The sequence below is a fragment of the Chloroflexota bacterium genome, assembly GCA_038040195.1.
In the GTDB taxonomy this organism is placed as follows: Bacteria; Chloroflexota; Limnocylindria; order QHBO01; family QHBO01; genus DASTEQ01.
On the sequence record JBBPIR010000006.1, the window covers coordinates 24373 to 43442 of the forward strand.

The 19070-nt window shown below is 69.3% G+C and carries 15 protein-coding genes; 13 read left to right on the forward strand and 2 right to left on the reverse strand.

Annotated elements, in window-relative coordinates; translation table 11 throughout:
- Positions 1 to 18: 18 nt before the first annotated feature.
- On the reverse strand, positions 19 to 1284 hold the full coding sequence (locus AABM41_07860) for a PQQ-dependent sugar dehydrogenase (protein ID MEK6192225.1): 1266 nt from the start codon (positions 1282 to 1284) through the stop codon (positions 19 to 21).
- A gap of 46 nt (positions 1285 to 1330) precedes the next feature.
- On the opposite strand from AABM41_07860, the gene AABM41_07865 reads away from it, so the two are divergent.
- The 5 genes from AABM41_07865 to AABM41_07885 all read left to right on the forward strand — a co-directional run bounded on the left by AABM41_07865 (position 1331) and on the right by AABM41_07885 (position 10854).
- Positions 1331 to 3406, forward strand: coding sequence for a maltotransferase domain-containing protein (locus AABM41_07865; GenBank protein ID MEK6192226.1), 2076 nt, complete (start codon positions 1331 to 1333; stop codon positions 3404 to 3406).
- A gap of 47 nt (positions 3407 to 3453) precedes the next feature.
- Positions 3454 to 4509, forward strand: coding sequence for a rod shape-determining protein (locus AABM41_07870; protein MEK6192227.1), 1056 nt, complete (start codon positions 3454 to 3456; stop codon positions 4507 to 4509).
- 11 nt (positions 4510 to 4520) lie between these two features.
- Positions 4521 to 5420, forward strand: coding sequence for a rod shape-determining protein MreC (mreC, locus tag AABM41_07875; protein MEK6192228.1), 900 nt, complete (start codon positions 4521 to 4523; stop codon positions 5418 to 5420).
- A gap of 147 nt (positions 5421 to 5567) precedes the next feature.
- Positions 5568 to 7844, forward strand: a complete 2277-nt coding sequence (locus AABM41_07880) for a PKD domain-containing protein (GenBank protein MEK6192229.1) — start codon at positions 5568 to 5570, stop codon at positions 7842 to 7844.
- 223 nt (positions 7845 to 8067) lie between these two features.
- Positions 8068 to 10854 carry a glycosyl hydrolase family 18 protein gene (locus tag AABM41_07885; GenBank protein ID MEK6192230.1) on the forward strand — a complete coding sequence of 929 codons (2787 nt, stop codon included), beginning with the start codon at positions 8068 to 8070 and terminating at the stop codon, positions 10852 to 10854.
- Positions 10855 to 10897: 43 nt separating this feature from the next.
- Here the strand turns inward: AABM41_07885 and AABM41_07890 are convergent, their stop codons facing one another.
- Positions 10898 to 11815: a glycosyltransferase gene (locus AABM41_07890; protein MEK6192231.1), complete on the reverse strand. Its 918-nt coding sequence runs from the start codon at positions 11813 to 11815 to the stop codon at positions 10898 to 10900.
- Between the two features lie 35 nt (positions 11816 to 11850).
- Here AABM41_07890 and rph point away from each other — a divergent pair, with 35 nt between their 5' ends.
- From rph to AABM41_07930, 8 genes are read left to right on the forward strand one after another with little or no spacing between them, the layout of a single operon-like run.
- Entirely contained in the window at positions 11851 to 12585 is a 735-nt protein-coding gene (gene rph, locus AABM41_07895; GenBank protein ID MEK6192232.1) for a ribonuclease PH, read from the forward strand.
- Positions 12582 to 13217 (forward strand): non-canonical purine NTP pyrophosphatase, encoded by a 636-nt coding sequence (locus AABM41_07900; protein MEK6192233.1) that lies wholly within the window; start codon positions 12582 to 12584, stop codon positions 13215 to 13217. Before rph ends, AABM41_07900 begins: the two co-directional genes overlap by 4 nt.
- Entirely contained in the window at positions 13214 to 13816 is a 603-nt protein-coding gene (locus AABM41_07905) for an acyltransferase (protein ID MEK6192234.1), read from the forward strand. The genes AABM41_07900 and AABM41_07905 overlap by 4 nt, the downstream gene beginning before the upstream one ends.
- Positions 13813 to 14913 carry a UDP-N-acetylglucosamine 2-epimerase (non-hydrolyzing) gene (wecB, locus tag AABM41_07910; protein MEK6192235.1) on the forward strand — a complete coding sequence of 367 codons (1101 nt, stop codon included), beginning with the start codon at positions 13813 to 13815 and terminating at the stop codon, positions 14911 to 14913. The genes AABM41_07905 and wecB overlap by 4 nt, the downstream gene beginning before the upstream one ends.
- Positions 14910 to 16016 (forward strand): DegT/DnrJ/EryC1/StrS family aminotransferase, encoded by a 1107-nt coding sequence (locus AABM41_07915; protein ID MEK6192236.1) that lies wholly within the window; start codon positions 14910 to 14912, stop codon positions 16014 to 16016. The genes wecB and AABM41_07915 overlap by 4 nt, the downstream gene beginning before the upstream one ends.
- Positions 16013 to 17011, forward strand: coding sequence for a Gfo/Idh/MocA family oxidoreductase (locus tag AABM41_07920; GenBank protein ID MEK6192237.1), 999 nt, complete (start codon positions 16013 to 16015; stop codon positions 17009 to 17011). Before AABM41_07915 ends, AABM41_07920 begins: the two co-directional genes overlap by 4 nt.
- Positions 17008 to 18282, forward strand: a complete 1275-nt coding sequence (locus AABM41_07925) for a nucleotide sugar dehydrogenase (protein ID MEK6192238.1) — start codon at positions 17008 to 17010, stop codon at positions 18280 to 18282. The genes AABM41_07920 and AABM41_07925 overlap by 4 nt, the downstream gene beginning before the upstream one ends.
- Before the next feature lie 53 nt (positions 18283 to 18335).
- Positions 18336 to 19070 carry a polyprenol monophosphomannose synthase gene (locus AABM41_07930; GenBank protein MEK6192239.1) on the forward strand — a complete coding sequence of 245 codons (735 nt, stop codon included), beginning with the start codon at positions 18336 to 18338 and terminating at the stop codon, positions 19068 to 19070.

A 19070-nucleotide genomic window follows, 5' to 3' on the forward strand; every position in this document is an offset into this window, starting at 1 on the left:
CATCGGTGCGGGGGACGGTCAGCCGGGAACCACGACTCGGTACAGCCCGCCGCCGGCAAAGTCGACCAGGTAGATCTCACCCGCCTCGTCCTCGCCGAACGAGCTGACCTGGAGGCCGCTCTCGAGCACCGTCTTGGGGGTTATCGTCTGTCCGTCGACTTCGAGGCTGAAGATCCGTCCGCTGCACCAGTCGCCGAAGACGTAGACACCCTGGAGCTCGGGATTGACCTCGCCGCGGTACACGTAGCCGCCGATCACCGAGCATCCCTGGTCATGGCTGTACTCCGCGATCGGCTGCTGGTAGCCGGTCATCGTGCAGCTCCCGGCCAGGCAATGGCGACCCTCCATGATCGGCCAGCCGTAGTTCAGGCCACCCGCCGCATCGGCTGGCTGGCGGTCGATCTCCTCCCAGCTCCCTCCCCCGACGTCGCCGATGTACAGGTCGTGCCACGCGCGGTCGAAGCTGATGCGCCACGGGTTCCGCATCCCGATGGCCCAGATCTCGGGCGCCCCGCCGCCGTTCGCGAACGGGTTGTCGGCGGGGATCGCGTATGCGCGGTCCGCGGCGGGCGGCCCATCGACGTCGATGCGGAGGAGCTTCCCGAGCAGGCTGTTCAGGTTCTGGGCGTTGCCGAACTGGTCGTTCTGCCCCCCGCCGTCGCCGAGGGCGATGTAAAAGTTGCCGTCAGGGCCGAAGACGAGCGCACCGCCATTGTGGTTGGCCGCGGGGTCGGGGATGGCCAGAAGGATGCGCTCGGAGGCCGGGTCCGCCACATCGGCTGCAGATGACACGCGGTACTCCGCCACCACGTCGGCACCGTCCGGCTGCCGGGTGTAGGCGACGTAGAAGCGGCCGGTCTCCGCGTATCGCGGGTGGAAGGCAAGGCCGAGGAGGCCCTGCTCACCGCTGGACACGATGCGCGAGGTGATGTCCAGGAAGGGCGTCGGTGCCACCGTCCCGTCGCGGTTCACGATCCAGATGCGGCCGCCACGCTCCACCACGAACAGGCGCTCGGATCCGTCCCCGGCGTTGGTCACCGCGGTCGGGAGCGCGAACGTGCCGGTGACGAGCTCGAGACCCAGCGAATCCGGGCCGGAACGGAGGGGTGGCGGGGTGGGCTCCGGAGTTGGGCTTGGCGTGGGTGACGGCTCCGCGGTGACCGTCGGCCCAGACGAGGGCGAGGCGGTCGGTGATGGGCTCCCGCAGGCGGCCGCCAGCACGGCCAGCGCCGCCGCGGCGACCAGTCGAAGCGCGGCCTGACCGAGCGGGGACGGATGAGTCATCGAGCGAACAGCCTACCCGCTCGGATCGGGTAGGGTTCGATCCCGCATGACGACCACCCGATCCAGCCTGCGCCGCCTGGGATCCGCCGTCGAGCCGGGTCCCGACGCGGTCGGCACCGCCCGGTCGATCGTCATCGAGCGTGTGGACCCCGAACTCGATGGCGGCCGCTATCCGGCCAAGCGCGTGGTCGGGGATTGGCTGACGGTCAGTGCCGACATCATCGTCGATGGCCACGACCTGCTCGGGGCGGCGCTCCTGATCCGGGCCGACGATGAGCCCGAGTGGCGCGAGGTACGAATGCGTGCCGGCCGCCACGACCGCTGGAGCGGGCGAGTCCGGCTCACCCGCAACCGATGGCATCGGTACACGCTGGAGGCCTGGCGCGACGAGGTCGCCAGCTGGAGCGACCGCCTGGTGCGCAAGGCACGGGCTCGTGGCGCGATCGCCACCGAGCTGGCCGAGGGTCAGCGCCTCCTGGAACGGACCGCCCGCCGCGCGGCCGCCGCGGGCGCCGCCGCAGACGCCGCACTCCTGCGAGAGGCTCGAGCGCGCCTGGCCACGGCGCCAGATGCGCGGGCCGCGGCCCGGATTGCGCGGGAGCGCGTCCTGCTGGCCGCCGGCGGCCGACACCCGGACCGTTCGGCGGCGACCCGCTATGACCGCGAGCTGGAGGTCGTGGTCGACCGTCGCGAGGCGGCGACCGCGGCCTGGTACGAGCTCTTCCCCCGCAACCAGGGACGGGAGCCTGGACGGGCGACAACCCTGATCGAGGCCGAGTGGCGCCTTCCAGAGCTGGCCCGGCTCGGGTTTGACGTCATCTACCTGCCACCCATCCACCCCATCGGTATCACCAACCGCAAGGGCCGAAACGACGCGGTTCAGGCGCGGCCGGGCGATGTCGGCAGCCCCTGGGCGGTCGGGTCGGCGGCGGGCGGGCACGAGGCGGTCGCACCCGAGCTGGGCGGCCTGGACGCGTTCCTCCATTTCCGCCGGGCCGCCGAGCGGCAGGGCCTGGAGGTGGCCCTCGATCTCGCCGTTCAGGCTTCCCCCGATCACCCGTGGGTCCACGAGCACCCCGAGTGGTTCCGTCGCGGCCCGGACGGCACGATCCGCTACGCCGAGAACCCGCCCAAGCGCTACCAGGACATCTACCCGTTCGACTTCCACACCCCCGACCCGAAGGCACGCGCCGAGCTCTGGGAGGCCTGGCGTCGCATCGTCCTGATCTGGGTCGAGCGGGGGGTACGGATGTTCCGGGTCGACAACCCGCACACCAAGCCGGTGGCGTTCTGGGCATGGCTGATCCGTAAGGTGCAGGCCCAGCATCCGGACGTCATCTTCCTGTCGGAGGCGTTCACCGCCCACAAGCCGATGCGCCTGCTGTCGAAGGCCGGCTTCACCCAGTCGTACACCTACTTCACGTATCGGCCGGATCGCAACGCGCTGCGCGAGTACATGACTGAGCTGACCCTCACTGAGATGCGCCAGTACTACCGCGGCAACCTGTTCACCAACACGCCCGACATCAACCCGAACTACCTGGCCCGGGGGCGGGCCGTATTCGTCAGCCGATTCGTCCTGGCAGCGACCATGTCGGGCGTGTACGGGATCTACTCCGGGTTCGAGCTGCTCGAACATCGGCGGGTGGGCAGGACCGACCAATACGCGAACAGCGAGAAATATGAGATCAAGGTCCGCGACTGGGACGCGCCGGGCAACCTCAAGCCTCTGATGGGGACCATCAACCAGCTGCGACGGAAATGGCGGGCCCTGCAGCGAACCGAGACGCTCCGATTCGAGCCGGTCCGCGGCCAGCGGACCATGTTCTACCGCAAGGCCCTGCCCGTTGGACGGGTCGACCTCCTTAGCGAGGAGCCCCGGCGCTGGCGCCGTCCGGTCTGGGTGGCCGTCAACGTGACCCCCACACGGTCGGAGCGGGCGGTCCTGCGCCCGAATCTGAAGGCAGTCGGGATCGATCCCAAGCGACCATATCGGTTCACCGACCTGGTCACGGGTCGCACGCGGACACGCCGTGGACGCGTCATCACGCTCACGCTGAGCCCGACCCGCCCGTTCGTGGTCTTCACCCTGTCCCAGGAAAAACCTGAGCGGGTACCCTGACGGCCAGACCCGTTCCCTTCCAACTGGTCCGAGGTAGGTCCTGATCCGTGGGCATTTTCGACGGCGTGCTGGGCATCTTCAGCCATGACCTGGGCATCGATCTGGGCACCGCCAACACCCTGGTCACGGTCCGGCACCGGGGGATCGTGATCAGCGAGCCGTCGGTGGTGGCCATGGAGACCCGGACCAAGCGGGTGCTGGCCATCGGCGCCGAAGCCAAGCGGATGGTGGGCCGCACCCCGGCCAACATCGTCGCTATCCGGCCCCTGCGCGACGGGGTGATCAGCGACTTCGACGTGACCGAGCAGATGATCCGGTACTTCATCGAGAAGGTCCACGACCGCTACTTCCGGATTCCGCGGCCCCGGGTCCTGGTCGGCATCCCGTCCGGCGTAACGGAGGTCGAGAAGCGTGCCGTCCGCGACGCGACCCTGAACGCGCATGCGCGCTGGGCGCGCCTGATCGAAGAACCGATGGCCGCCGCCATCGGCGCCGGCCTGCCCGTCAGCGAGCCGTCGGGCTCGCTCATCGTCGACATCGGCGGTGGCACCACCGAAGTGGCGGTCATCTCCCTCGGTGGGATCGTGGTCAGCCGATCCATCCGCATCGGCGGCGACGAGATGGACCAGGACATCGTCAATTTCGCCCGTCGCGAGTACAACCTTCTGATGGGGGAGCGAACCGCCGAGGAGATCAAGATCGCGGTCGGTTCGGCCTATCCCGATACCAACCCGCGCACCGTCACCTTCCGGGGACGCGACCTGCTGACCGGCCTCCCGCGCAGCATCGAGGTCGGGAGCGACCAGATCCGCGAGGCGCTCGAGCCGTCGGTGGCCGCGATCGTTCAGGCAATCAAGGACACGATTGAGGAGACGCCGCCGGAGCTGGTGGCCGACATCATGGACCAGGGCATCGTGCTGGCCGGCGGTGGGGCTCTGCTAGGGGGGCTGGATCGTCGGGTTGCGGAAGCGACCCAGATGCCGGTCCATGTCGCCGATGACCCGTTGACCTGCGTGGTGCGCGGCACCGGGCGCGTGCTGGAGGAGCTCGACACGCTCGAGCGGGTGCTGGTCAGCGAGCAGTACACCCGCGCGCCGCGGTAGGCCCTCACGGCATGCGCGGCCGCTCGGGCCTGCCCGGCCTGCCCGGATTGCGCGGATCGGCCGGGTCGAGCCCCCATCGCCGGAGCCGGAGCGGGCTGTGGTGGGCCGTCCTGGTTGTCATCTGTCTCGCGCTGGTGGCGGTGTCGGGTACCGAGCCGGCGCAGTCAGTGCAGCAGGTCAGCGCCCGACTGGTGAGCCCGGTCCAGGGTTTTGTGACTGGGGTCGGCTCGGCCATCTCCGACGTGGTCGAGACGATCGCCGAGATCGATCGGCTGCGCACCGAGAACGACGATCTGCGGAGTGCGCTGGCCGGCGCTGAGCAGCGCACGGCAGCGCTCCAGGAGGCGGCCCGCGAGAACGCCCGGCTGCGCGAGCTGCTGGGGCTGCAGGAGCTCCTCGGATGGGAGCTGCTGCCGGTCCGCGTGACCTCCGCCGGGACCAGCGCGTTGAGCTGGGAAGTCGGGATTGGGGCCGGCCACGACGACGGCGTGCGGGTCGGGATGCCGGTCGTGGCGGCTGCAGAGGGGGGCGGCGGGCTGGCGGGGATCGTCATTCAGGCCAGCCAGGATCGCGCCGTCGTCCGCCTCGTCGTCGACCCGCGTTCACGCGTCGTCGCGCGTGACCAGCAGACCGATGCGCTGGGCCTGGTTCAGGGGCAGCCGGGGGGACAGCTGATCATGAACCAGGTGACGCTCACCGATGATGTTTCGGTTGGCGACACGATCGTGACCGCCGGACTGGAGCTGGACGGCGTCCCCGCCAGTCCCTATCCGCGGGGTCTGCTGGTGGGGACCGTATCGGCGCTCGAGACCGATCCGAACGGCCTGACCCAGACGGCCTTCGTCCGTCCCGCGGTCGACCCGCGCACCGTGGAATGGCTCATGGTGGTGCTCTCCGCGACGCTCGACTGAGCGGCACGTCGGTCGCGGTCCGCTGCGGCGGTGCCACCGCGCACCTGGCTCCAAGGTCCGGCGTGCGCAGAACCATCACCTACTAGAAGCCGCAACTGCCGGTGCGTAGGGTCATAGCTGAACTCATCAGCACTCGCGGAGACCCTGTTGCACGACCGTACCTTGCTCCATCCCGCCCGCCTTGCCCTCGCCATCGGGCTGGCGTTCTTGCTGGCGGCCACCGCCGTCATCGCCCCGCATTCAGTCCGTGCTGGCGCCGCGGGCCAGAAGGTCGTCATCATCGTCGGGCCGGTCGGCTCGCTTTCGACTAACTACCGGAGCCGCGGGGATTCCATCGCAAGCGCGGCCACTGCGCTGGGCGCCACAGTCGTCAAGGTCTATACGCCGAACGCCACCTGGGCCAATGTGTTGGCCGCTGTCAACGGGGCCAACATCATCGTGTACATCGGCCATGGCAGCGGCTACCCCAACCCGTACGGGCCGAACCTGCTTGCTGACCGGACAAATGGTTGGGGCCTGAACCGATACGCCGGCGCGGGAGACGGTGACAACCTTTCGACCCAGATGGTGTATTGCGGCGAGGCTGCACTCGAGGGCAAGCCGCTGACTTCCTACAACTCCGCCTTCTGCTCGGGCGGACCGATCAGGCCGGCGCCGGGCTTTGTGATGGTCTATTCCAACGCCTGCTATGCACCGGGCGCGGGCGAGACGGAAGAATCAACCCCGAGCAGCGAGGCGACCGCCCTGGCTCGCGTGGGGTACTACTCGCGCCCCATCCTCGCGCTGGGCGGAACCTATTTCGCCAGCGACGTCGGCTCGACATCGGTCGTCACAAAGATTCTGGAGAACCCGACCCGGAGTTTCGGGGACATCTTCAGGATGGCCAACGGATACTCGGCAGATGCGCTGAGGACCTTCCCCCACCCGCACGTCGCCGGTGCCGAAGCCTGGATCCAGAGGACGCAGGGTCCCGGCGGCCTGTGGAGCTACTGGTATGCGTTCGCGGGCGATCCGAACCAGACACCGACGCCCGCGCCACCGACAGCGGCCTTCAGCGCGTCTCCCACCGCGGGGATCGAGCAGCTGTGGGTGGCCTTCACCAATGAGTCCGCCACAGCTGGGCCCACCTCCTGGGCCTGGGACTTCGACAACAACGGGACCACCGACTCGACCGAACGCAGCCCGTCGCATACCTACCCGGTGGCTGGCACGTACAGCGTGAAGCTGACCGCCACTAACAGCCTTGGTAGCCATGCGCTGACCCGTACCAACTATGTAACGGTGACGACGCCGCAGCCGGCGGCATATGTACCCCTTGCACCGGCCAGGCTGCTCGATACTCGGAATGGGAACGGCCTTAGCGGCCCGTTCAGCGCCAACGTCCCCCGCACGTTCCAGGTCACCGGGCGCGGTGGCGTGCCCGCGAATGCGACAGCCGTGACCGGTAACCTGACCGTCACCGCCCAGACAGGCCCAGGTTATGTCTACCTTGGTCCCAGTCCAATTGCGAGCCCACCGACTTCGACCCTCAACTTCCCGGTCGGTGACACCCGCGCCAACGGCGTGACGATGGCCCTCAGCCCAACCGGCGCGCTGAGCGCAACCTTCGGTTACAGCGGGACCACCCATCTCGTCTTCGACGTTACTGGGTACTTCGTACCCGGTTCATCCGGCGCGACCTACGCTCCCGTAACCCCCGCTCGACTACTTGACACCCGCTTCGGCATCGGGCTGAGTGGCCCCTTCAGCGCCGACGTGCCGCGAACCTTCCAGGTCAGTGGACAGGGCGGGGTGCCAACGACCGCGGTCGCTGTCACCGGCAACCTCACCGTCACCCAGCAGTCGGCCGCGGGATACGTCTACCTCGGCCCCGACGCAACCGCCAGCCCCACCAGCTCGACCGTGAACTTCCCGACCGGCGACAACCGAGCGAACAACGTGACCCTGGCCCTGGGGCCCGGTGGCACACTCAGCGCAACCTTCGGTTACAGCGGGACCACCCATCTCATCTTCGACGTCACGGGCTACTTCGTGACCGATGGATCCGGTGCCAGGTACGTTCCACTAACACCCAGTCGGCTGCTGGACACGCGCTTCGGCAACGGGCTGAGCGGCCCCTTCAATGCCAACGCGCCGCGAACCTTCCAGGTAGCCGGACGAGGCGGGGTACCGGGTACCACGATGGGTGTCACCGGCAACCTGACCGTCACCGGTCAGACCATAGATGGCGCGATGTACCTCGGCCCGGATCCTGTTGACTACCCGTCGACTTCAACGCTGAACTTCCCACTCGGCGACAGCCGCGCCAACGGGGTGACGCTCGCCCTCGGCACCGGCGGGAGCCTGAGCGGCACGTTCCTCCCCGCGTGGGGCAACGGCGGCTCGCAACTGATCTTCGACGTCACGGGCTACTTCATTCCCTGAGGACCGAGACCGGACTAGACCCTGCTGGCGCGCCCAACCCGGTGGCGGGCCAATCGGGCCGGGAGATTCGTACCATGGGCCGGCGACTCTCCAGTCGGTACGGTGCAGACCGCTGGACTCCGGTGCAGTCGCCTCGGATGGCCCAGCCTCCTGACGAGGTCAACCGCTCGACGTGCGCCGATCCCCTGCTCCGATATCCACGGTATTGGCGATCCTGCTCGCAGTGGCCACTGCGGCCGGCGCACCGTCGCGACTTGGTGCCGCGGACCCTCCAGCCGGGGGCGCCCCGTGGCCCGTTCCCCCGACAGTCGCCGAAGGGCCCATCACGCTCCCCAACGGGAAGGTGCTCCCCGTCGCTCAGCCCGGCCTCGGTCAGCAGCGTTCGGTGCAGGCCGAGATGGAGGCGGAACACGCCGACGGGATCTATGACTTCAGGCCCGGCCTAAGGCCCGCCCCGCTGGCGGCGCCCACCGCGTCGATCGCCCTCGCATCGACGGCGACCGATCTCGGTACTGCCTCGCTCTTGGGCCTGGCCGACCCATACGAGGGTCGCGATGCGACCCTCGCAACCAACCTGCCGAACGGGCTGCGCAAAGAGGTCCTCGGCTTCCTGCCCTACTGGATGCTCAGCGCCGACGAGTTGCAGTGGATGCGCTACGAACTGGTCTCGACGGTCGCGTATTTTGGTGTAGCTGCTCAGTCTGACGGCACCCTGGCCACCTACTCGACAGGCTGGAGCGGCTGGAACAGTTCCGCAATGACCGGAGTCATCAATGCCGCCCACGCACGCGGCGTCCGTGTCGTTCTTACCGTGACCATGATGGCGTGGGATGGGGGGGCCCAGCAGGCTGCGCTGCTCGGCAGCGCCGGGGCTCGCACCACGCTCGTGAATGCGATCGTGGCTGCGGTCGGCGACCGGAACGCCGATGGCGTCAACCTCGACTTCGAGCCGGTTGCGGTGGCGCAACGGGACCAGTACACGTCATTCGTGCGGCAGCTCAAGGCGGCTCTCGTCGCGGCAGGCGTCGGCTCATACCTGACCGTGTGCACCATGGCCGGGGCTGCAACGTGGGCCACTGGGTACGATTTGACCGGCCTGGTAGCTGCGGGCGCCGCCGACGAGCTTTTCGTGATGGGTTACGACTACAGCTGGTCGGGCTCGGCTCGAGCCGGCGGCGTGGCGCCGATGGACGCGCCCTACATGCTCGACGTGAACGAGTCCGTCGCGGATTACCTCGAGATCGTGGCGGGTTCCAAGATCATCTGGGGCGTCCCGTACTACGGTCGGACGTGGCTGACGCAGTCGGATTCGCTCAACGCCTCGACCGTGCCCGGGGCGTCGGGGTCGTCGAAGGCGTACTACTACGTGGGCAACCTTGTGCTGTCCGGCCGATACGGAAGGCTGTGGGACGGAGTCGGCAAGGTGCCGTGGTTCCGCTACTACGACAGCGTGGCCGCTTCCTGGGTTGAGGGCTATTACGACGACGCGGCGTCGCTTGCCGAGAAATGGGACATGGTCAACCAGCGCGACCTGGCAGGCACCGGCATGTGGACGCTGCTGATGGATCAAGGAAGCGCAGACCTCTGGAATCTCCTCGCGAGCAAGTTCGTTCTCGAAGTCCCCCAGGTGTCCGAGACGTATGACCCGCCGCGGACCTTGTACTTCGCGGCGGGCACCTATGTCGGCCGCCAGTTCAACGCGACCGGGGCCATCACCGCCAGCCTGTCCTACACCCTGGCCAGCGGCTCGAACGCGCCGACCAGCCAGCGCAGCACGATCCCCAACCAGGCCGGGACCTGGTACTACATCACCGCCGGGATGTGGGCGGGCTACTGGATCCAGGAGTCGGCAGGCACCGTCCTCGGGGCCCCACCGCCGCCCCAGGCGACGACCTTCGTCCCGCTGCCCCCGACCCGGATCCTTGACACCCGAGTCGGCAATGGGCTGGCCGGCCCGTTCACCGCCAACACCCCGCGCACCTTCCAGGTCAGCGGCCGGGGCGGGGTGCCGGCCACCGCGGTCGCGGTCACTGGCAACCTGACTGTCACCAACCCGACGACAGTCGGCTACGTTTACCTCGGCCCCAACCCGACGGCCAGCCCGACCAGCTCGACCCTGAACTTCCCGGCCGGCGACAACCGGGCCAACGGGGTGACCGTGGCGCTCAGCTCGAACGGCACCCTGAGCGCCACCTACAGCCCGTCGTCAGGCGCCACCACCGACCTCCTGTTCGACGTCACCGGCTACTTCCTGCCCGACCCGGCGGGCGCGACCTTCGTCCCGCTGCCCCCGACCCGGATCCTTGACACCCGAGTCGGCAATGGGCTGGCCGGCCCGTTCACCGCCAACACCCCGCGCACCTTCCAGGTCAGCGGCCGGGGCGGGGTGCCGGCCACCGCGGTCGCGGTCACTGGCAACCTGACCGTCACCAACCCGACTCAACCTGGCTTCGTGTTCCTCGGGCCCCATCCTGTCGCCAGCCCGACCAGCTCGACGGTGAACTTCCCCCTCGGGGACACCCGGGCCAATGGGGTGACGGTGGCACTCGGCCCCACCGGCAGCCTGAGTGCGACCTTTGGCTACTCCGGCACGACCCACCTCATCTTCGACGTGACCGGCTACTTCGTGCCCGATGACAGCGGCGCCACTTTCGTCCCGCTGACGCCCGCTCGCCTGCTCGACTCCCGGGTCGGCAATGGGCTGTCCGGGCCGTTCAGCGCGTTGACCCCCCGCACCTTCCAGGTCACCGGCCTGGGCGGGGTGCCGGCCAACGCGACCGCGGTCACCGGCACCCTGACCGCCACCAACCCGACCCAACCTGGCTTCGTGTTCCTCGGGCCCGATCCGGTCGCCAACCCGACCAGCTCAACCCTGAACTTCCCGTTGGGTGACACCCGGGCCAACGGGGTCACGGTGGCCCTCAGCCCCACCGGCAGCCTGAGTGCGACCTTTGGCTACGCCGGCACCACAGACCTCGTGTTCGACGTGACCGGCTACTTCGTGCCCTGAGGGAAGACCGGCTGCTCGACCATGAGCCCGGGCGCCCCGGTCGCTACGTGCGAGCGGGCCGCTGGCGCCCTGAGAGCACCCGCTGCCATATCGCTCGCATCCCGGCGCGATGCCGCTCGACGCTGAACCGTTGCGCGTCCGCCGCTACGGCGGCGGGATCGTAATCGGGGACGCGCTCGAGGGCCTCAGCAAAGTTGCCGTCGCGCACCAAGGTGCCGGTCACGCCGTTGATGACGATATCGGTCAGCCCCCCAACCGCGGCGGCCACCACCCAGCGGCCGGAGGCGATCGCTTCGGCCGCAACCAGGCCATAGGGCTCGACCCGGGAGGGGACCAGGACCACGTCGTGGCTGGCCATGAGTCCAGGCACCTCGGCCGGATTGACTTCGCGAAGTCCGGGCCCAACCAGGGTATCGGCCAGACGTCGCGCGACGTCGACGCCCTTCTCTGCAACGTCGCCTCCCAGGTAGAGGATCCGGCGACGGGGTGGCCTGGGCGAAGGGCCAAAGCGGGCAAGGTCGATGCCGGGTGGGATAATCTCGGCTCGGCCGCCGAGGCGGCCGACCTGTTCCGCGGTCTCGGCCGAGTTGGCCACGACCGCGTCCGCGGATCGGATCACCCTGCGGGCGAGCCAGCGATGCACCACGGAGCGCTGGGCCGCATCGCGGACGTCGGCGCCATGCGCGTACACGACCAGAGGTAGTCCTCGCAGGCGCGCGGCGAGCAACGCCGGGGGGCCGGTGGCAAGCACGAAGTGCGCTTCCACGCCGTCGAAACGGCCCCGGGTGGTGAGGGCCTCCCAAACAAGTCGAGCGAATCGACCCCAGCGCGAGCCGTCGTACCGATGCGGGGCGACTACGTGGACCGTGAGGCCGGGATCACCCAGCCGATCTCGAACGAAAGCCCCAGCGGCTGGCCGATCGGGAGTCGGGTATCGCGCGGTCACGACCAGCAGGCGCATGGAGCCCGACGGTAGCACGGGTATCATCGCGACCAATGTCGACCATCGCCGCTCCCCGCCGCGCGGATGGGCGCCTGCCGAATCAGCTTCGTCCCGTGAAGATTGTGCCCGATTACCTGAAGTTCGCCGAAGGTTCGGCCCTTATCCGGGTTGGCGAGACCCGTGTCCTGTGCGCGGCCACGTTGGAAGATCGCGTGCCGCCCTTCCTGCGGGGCAAAGGCACCGGGTGGGTGACCGCGGAGTACAGCATGCTGCCGCGGGCCGGAACAGAACGGACGCCGCGCGAGGCGAGCACTGGCCGGATCGGCGGCCGCACGCATGAGATCCAGCGCCTGATCGGTCGATCCCTGCGCTCGGTGGTCGATTTGGGGGGTCTGGGCGAGCGCAGTTTGACCCTGGATTGCGACGTCCTCCAGGCCGATGGCGGCACTCGTACCGCGTCGATCACCGGGGCCTACGTGGCCCTGGCCCGCGCTCTGAACCGGTTCGGGATGGGCCACCTCCTGACCGGCCGGGTCGCGGCCGTGAGCGTGGGGATCGGGGGTGGGACGCTCCTCCTCGACCTCGACTATGCCGAGGACTCCTCAGCCGGGGTGGACTTCAACGTGGTGATGCTCGACGACGGGCGTTTCGTCGAGGTCCAGGGCACCGCCGAGCAGACCCCGTTCAGCGGGGAGCAGATGGCCGAGATGGTGAGCCTTGCGGCCGCCGGCATCCGCCAGCTCTACGAGCTGCAGCGCGAGGCGATTGCAGCCCCCGCCGCGGAGTGAGCCGGCTCCTGGTCGCCACCCACAACCCCGGCAAGCTGGCCGAGTTCCGGCGCCTGTTGGCCGACCTGGAGGCGGACGTGGTGAGCCCCAGCGAGATGGGCGTTCGGATGGACGTGCCCGAGCCGCACGCGACCTACGCCGAGAACGCCGCGGCGAAGGCGGTCGCGCTCTGCCGCGCCACGGGGGAGATCACGTTGGCCGACGACTCGGGGATCGAGGTCGCGGCGCTGGGCTGGGGACCGGGTGTCCACTCCGCGCGGTTCGCGGCGCCCGACGGACCATCCGGGGCCGAGCTCCTGCTCCATCGCCTGGCTGGCGTCGCCGATCGCAGGGTGCGGATGGTGTGCTGGCTCGCCCTGGCCACTCCGGCGCCACGGAATGGCGGTCGACCCAGCGTCGAGCTGTTCGAGGGCGCCGTCTCGGGGCGGGTGGCGGAACAACCACGCGGGGCGGGCGGTTTCGGCTACGACCCCATCTTCGAGCTGGCTGACGGGCGCACCACGGCGGAGCTGCCCGAGGCGACGAAAGATGCGCAGTCCCATCGCGGCCGCGCGGTTGCTGCCGCGATGCCGCGCCTGCAGGAGCTCCTGTCGGTCCGCGCTAGAATGCCGATCACAGCGGAGGACGCATGAACGAAGCCTCGTCCGTGCGCATCCACCCCACGGCTGACGTCTCGGCTGAGGCGATCATCGGCCCCGGCACCAGCATCTGGAACCAGGCCCAGGTCCGCGAGCGTGCCCGGATCGGGTCGGACTGCGTGATCGGCAAGAACGTGTACGTGGACTTCGACGTGGTGGTCGGCGATCGGGTCAAGATCCAGAACAACGCCTCCCTGTACCACGGCGTGACCGTCGAAGACGGCGTGTTCATCGGCCCCCACGTGTGCCTCACGAACGACCGATTACCGCGCGCGGTGGACCCGGACGGGTCGTCCAAGACCGACGCCGACTGGGAGGTCGGCCTCATCCGGGTCCGTGCTGGGGCTGCGCTCGGCGCGGCCAGCGTGGTGCTGCCCGGGGTCACGATCGGCCGCTGGGCGCTGGTCGGAGCCGGGAGCGTCGTGACCCGCGACGTCGCGGACTACGCCCTGGTCCTCGGCAACCCGGCCCGTCGAATCGGGAGCGCCTGCCCCTGCGCGGAACCGCTGCCCGACGGGCCGGATGGGACGCCGTTTGCCGGGCCGTGCCCCAGTTGTGGCCGCCAGTTCCCGCCGGCGGAGGATGTGGCGTGAAGATCGTTTCGGTGGTGGGGGCACGACCCCAATTCGTGAAGGCTGCGCCGGTCAGTCGGCAGCTTCGGCGGCGTCACCACGAGGTGCTGGTACACACCGGCCAGCACTACGACGATGCCATGAGCGCCGCCTTCTTCCGGGACCTCGACCTGCCGCAGCCGGATCACGATCTGGGAGTGGGGAGCGGGACGCACGCCATCCAGACGGCCGAGATGCTGCGTCGCTTGGAGCCGCTGCTCAGCGACGAGGCCCCCGACGCCGTCCTCGTCTATGGGGACACGAATTCCACCCTGGCAGGCGCCCTGGCCACCGCGAAGCTGGTCGACGGCGCCGGAAAGCGGCCATGGCTGGCTCACGTCGAAGGAGGCCTGCGTTCGTTCAACCCATCCATGCCCGAGGAGCGGAACCGGATCGTGGCCGATCACCTCTCGGACCTCCTCCTGGCTCCAACCCCGGCCGCAATGGCCAACCTCGCTCGAGAGGGTTTGGCGGAGCGCGCCACGATGGTCGGCGACGTGATGGTGGATGCGTTCATGGCGGCGTCGTCTCGAGCCGACGACCTCCTGCCTCCGGTTGCGCAGGCGCAGCCCTACCTCCTCCTGACCCTGCACCGCCCGTCCAACGTGGACGATCCCGCGCGCCTGGGCGCGTGGCTGGAGGCGGTGGCGGAGCAGGCAGGTCCCATCCTCTTCCCGGTCCATCCGCGCACCCGGGCCATCCTCGCCGGGGCGGAGGTCCCGATCCCGGCGTCGGTGACGCTGCTCGAGCCGGTGGGATACCTGGCCATGGTGGCGCTGGAGCGCGCCGCCCGCGTCATCGCCACCGACTCGGGCGGCGTCCAGAAGGAGGCCTACCTGGCCGGCGTGCCGTGCGTCACCCTGCGCGCCGAGACGGAGTGGATTGAGACCCTCGAGGCGGGCTGGAACCGCCTGTGCCCCGAGCCAAGCAACGCCCCCTCCGCCATCGCCACAGCCGATGAGGTGGACCGATCCGCACTCCGGCCTCCACTCTTCGGCGACGGTCATGCTGCCGAGCGCATCGTGGAAGCCCTGGAGCGTCTGACCGCGGGCCGAGCCGCCGCCCTCGTGGCCTCGTGATCCCGATCGCGCGTCCGCTGCTCGGCCCGGAGGAGCAGGCGCTGGTTGCCGAGACCCTGGCCTCCGGATCCCTGGCCCAGGGGCCGCGCGTCCGCGAGCTCGAGGAGCGCTTCGCAGCCTTCGTGGGCGTGCCGCATGCGGTCGCGACCTCCTCGGGAACGACGGCCCTGTACCTCGCACTGCTGGCTGCCGGGGTGGGCCCGGAAGACGAGGTCATCACGGTGCCATTCACCTTCATCGCGAGCGCCACCAGCGTCCTGTACACCGGGGCGCACCCCGTCTTCGTCGACGTCGAGCCCGGGTCGTTCAACATCGACCCGACCCGGGTGGAGGCGGCCATCACGCCGCGGACGCGGGCCGTCATGCCGGTCAGCCTGTACGGTCAACCGGCCGATCTGCCGGCCATCGAGGCCATTACCGAGCGGCGTGGGCTGGCGCTCATCGAGGACGCGGCGCAGAGTCATGGCGCGGCGCTTGATGGCCGCAGATCGGGGAGCTGGGGACAGGGCGTGTTCAGCTTCTACCCGACCAAGAACATGACCACCGGCGAGGGCGGCATGATCACGACCGCCGACGCCGACCTGGCGGAATGGGCTCGCCTGCGCCGCGAGCACGGCATGAAGATCCGGTACCACCACGAGGTGCTGGGCTACAACTTCCGGATGACCGATATCCACGCCGCCATCGGCCTGGCCCAGCTCGACAAGCTGCCGGCCTTCAACGCGCGCCGGATCGCGATTGCGGCCCGGTATTCCGCCTCGCTGCAGGGCGTGGTGACCCCGCGGCTGAGTCCGGGCGCGACCCATGTCTTTCATCAGTACACCTTGCGCGTGCTGAGGCGCGACGCCTTCGCCGAGCGGCTCCGCGAGCGTGGCGTGGGCACCGGCGTCTATTACCCGATCCCGGTGCACCGCCAGAAGCCATTCATCGAGCTGGGATATGGGGACCAGTCGTACCCGGTCAGCGAGCAGCTCTCGGAGGAGGTCGTGTCGATCCCGGTCCATCCCGGCCTGCGTGACGAGGAAGTGGACGCGGTCATCGAAGCCGTGAATGCCACGGCCGCCGAGCTGGGATCACATCCCGAGAGCCGGGTGGCCGCGTGAGCGGAGACCCCCTGCGGGCGGCGGTCTTCGGCCTGGGGTCGATGGGTGCCAATCATGCACGCGTCCTAAATGCGCTCCCCGGCGTCGAGCTGGTAGGCGTCATGGACACGGCCTCCGACGCTGTCAACCGCGCGACCTCGGGACGGACGGCTCGGGGCTATACCGATGTAGCCGCGATGCTGGCGGCGGAGCGACCCGACCTGGTCGTGGTGGCCGTCCCTACATCTCTGCATCACGAGGTCACCCTGCAGGCACTCGAAGCCGGAGCCCACGTCCTGGTCGAGAAGCCCATCGCCGCCACTCGGGCCGAAGGTGAGGAAATGATCGCGGCGGCTCAGGCACGGAATCTCCTGCTCACGGTCGGACATATCGAGCGCTACAATCCCGCCGTCCGCGAACTCAAGCGCCGCCTCGGGGAGGGGGAACTGGGCCGGATCTTCCAGGTGCGGGCGACCCGCCTTGGACCCTTTCCCGCCCGCATTCGCGACGTTGGGGTGGTCGTCGACCTGGCGCCCCACGACCTCGACGTGATGCGCTACCTGCTCGAATCGGAGCCGATCCGCCTGTATGCCGAGACGGAGCAGCGGATCCACACGGACCACGAAGACCTCCTCACGGGGATCGTCAAGTTTGCGTCGGGGGCCGTCGGCCTGCTGGAGATCAACTGGCTGACACCGACCAAGGTGCGCACGGTCAGCGTCACCGGTGAGCGCGGCATGTACCTGGCCGACTATCTGACCCAGGACCTCGTCTTCTATGCCAATCCGGAGTCGGGTTCGGTGGCCGAAGGGGAGATCATCTGGCGCCACATCAAGCGCGAAGAGCCCCTGGTGGTGGAGCTGGGGGAGTTCGTCGCCGCGATCCGAGACGGAAGACCGTCACCCGTTGACCCCCACGACGCGTTGGTGGCGCTCCTTCTGGCGCGCGCGATGGTGGATGCGGCGGAGCGTGGCGTGATGATCGGGCAGGAAGAGCTCGCCGAGCTGCTGCATTGAACATCGCCGTCGTCGGGCTGGGACACATCGGCCTGCCGCTTGCGGTCCAGTACGCCAGCCGTGGGCATACGGTGATCGGGTGTGACCTGGACACCCGCGTCGTCGAGGCCGTCAACCGTGGCGAGTCGCCGCATGCCGACGAGCCGGCCCTGATCGAGCGCGTTCGCCACCTCGTCAGCGAGGGCCTGCTGAGCGCCACGACCGACGACGTGGCGGGGGTCCGCCAGGCGGAGGTGATCGTCGTCATCGTGCCGGTGGTGGTTGACGACGCACGCCAGGTGGACTACTCCCAGGTCGACGCCGCCACTCGCGACGTGGCGCGTGGGCTGCAGCCGGGAACGCTCGTCATCTACGAGACCACGCTGCCCATCGGGACCACCCGGGACCGGCTGGGACCGATGCTGGAGGCGGGCTCCGGGCTGCGGGTGGACCGCGACTTCCACCTCGCCTTTTCCCCCGAACGGGTCCTCGTCGGCCGGGTACTGCTCGACCTGCAGCGCTACCCGAAAATCGTGGGCGCGACCAGGCCGGAGGGTACCCAGCGGGCAGTCGACTTCTACACCGCCGTCCTGGAGCCGGGGACCGAGATCCGTGCGGTGGCCAGCGCCGAGGCGGCGGAGATGACCAAGCTGGCCGAGACGACGTATCGCGACGTGAACATCGCTCTGGCCAACGAGTTTGCGCAGGTCGCCGCGCGACGTGGGATCGACGTGACCGAGGTCATCGCGGCGGCCAACTCGCAGCCGTACAGTCACATTCACCAGCCGGGGGTCGGCGTGGGCGGCCATTGCATCCCGGTCTACCCCCACCTCCTGTTCAGCGCGGAGCCCGGCATGCGCCTGCCGCCCCTGTCCCGGGCGGTCAACGACGGCATGGCGGCGTATGCCGTGGACCGGCTGGCCGAGGCACTCGGCTCCCTGGACGGCGCCGCGGTGCTGATCCTGGGGATCGGCTATCGGGGCGACGTCCACGAGGACTCCTTCAGCAGCGCCTTCTTGCTCCGAGACGCGCTGCGGGCCGGCGGCGCCTCCGTGTACGCCCACGATCCGTACTTCGACGCCGATCACCTTCGGCGGCGCGGCTTCGAACCCTACGACCTCCGGGCCCCGGTGCCGGTCCGCGCGGCCATCCTGCAGGCCGCCCATACCGCGTACCGAGACCTGGATCCGGCCGCCCTCCCCGGCCTCGAAGTCCTGCTCGACGGTCGCAACGCGCTGGATCGGGGTCGCGTGGAATCCGCCGGCGTTCGCTACCTCGGAGTCGGGCGCTGAGCACGGCCGACCCTGAACCTACCCCCAGCGTCGGCCTCGCCGCCGGCCGCGGCGTGTGGGTGGTGCTGCCGACCTACAACGAGCGCGAGAACCTGTCCCGGGTCGCCGACGCTGTCCTGGACGCGCTCCCCGAGGCGCGGCTGTTGGTCGTTGACGACAGCTCTCCGGATGGGACCGGAGACCTGGCGGACACGCTGGCGGCGGCAGATCCGCGGGTCGAGGTCCTGCACCGGCCGGCCAAGGAGGGCCTGGGGGTGGCCTACCGAGACGGATTCAAGCGCGTCCTCGACAAGCCGGGAACTATGGCCGTCATCCAGATGGACGCCGATTACAGCCACGATCCAGCCGATCTGCCGCGCCTGCTGGCTCCGCTCATGCGTGACGCGGACCTCGTCCTGGGGACCCGATGGATGCCCGGCGGCGGGACGCGAGGCTGGCCATGGCATCGGCGCATGGTCAGCCGCGGCGGCACCGCGTTCGCTCGGGTCGTCCTGCTCCTTCCGTACCGCGACCTGACCGGAGGTTTCAAGGCCTGGCGCCGTGAGCTGTTGGAGGCCATTCGGCTCCGCGAAGCCGACGCCCAGGGTTATGGGTTTCAGGTCGAGACGACCTGGTGGGCGCATCGGCGGGGAGCAACGATCCAAGAGATCCCCATCGTCTTCCGCGAGCGGCAGGCGGGGACCTCGAAGATGACCGGCTCGATCGTGGGGGAAGCCATCATCCTCGTCCTGCGCCTGCGCTGGCAGGCCATGGTCCGGAGGCTCGGACGGCCGCGTGGCGACCGCTGA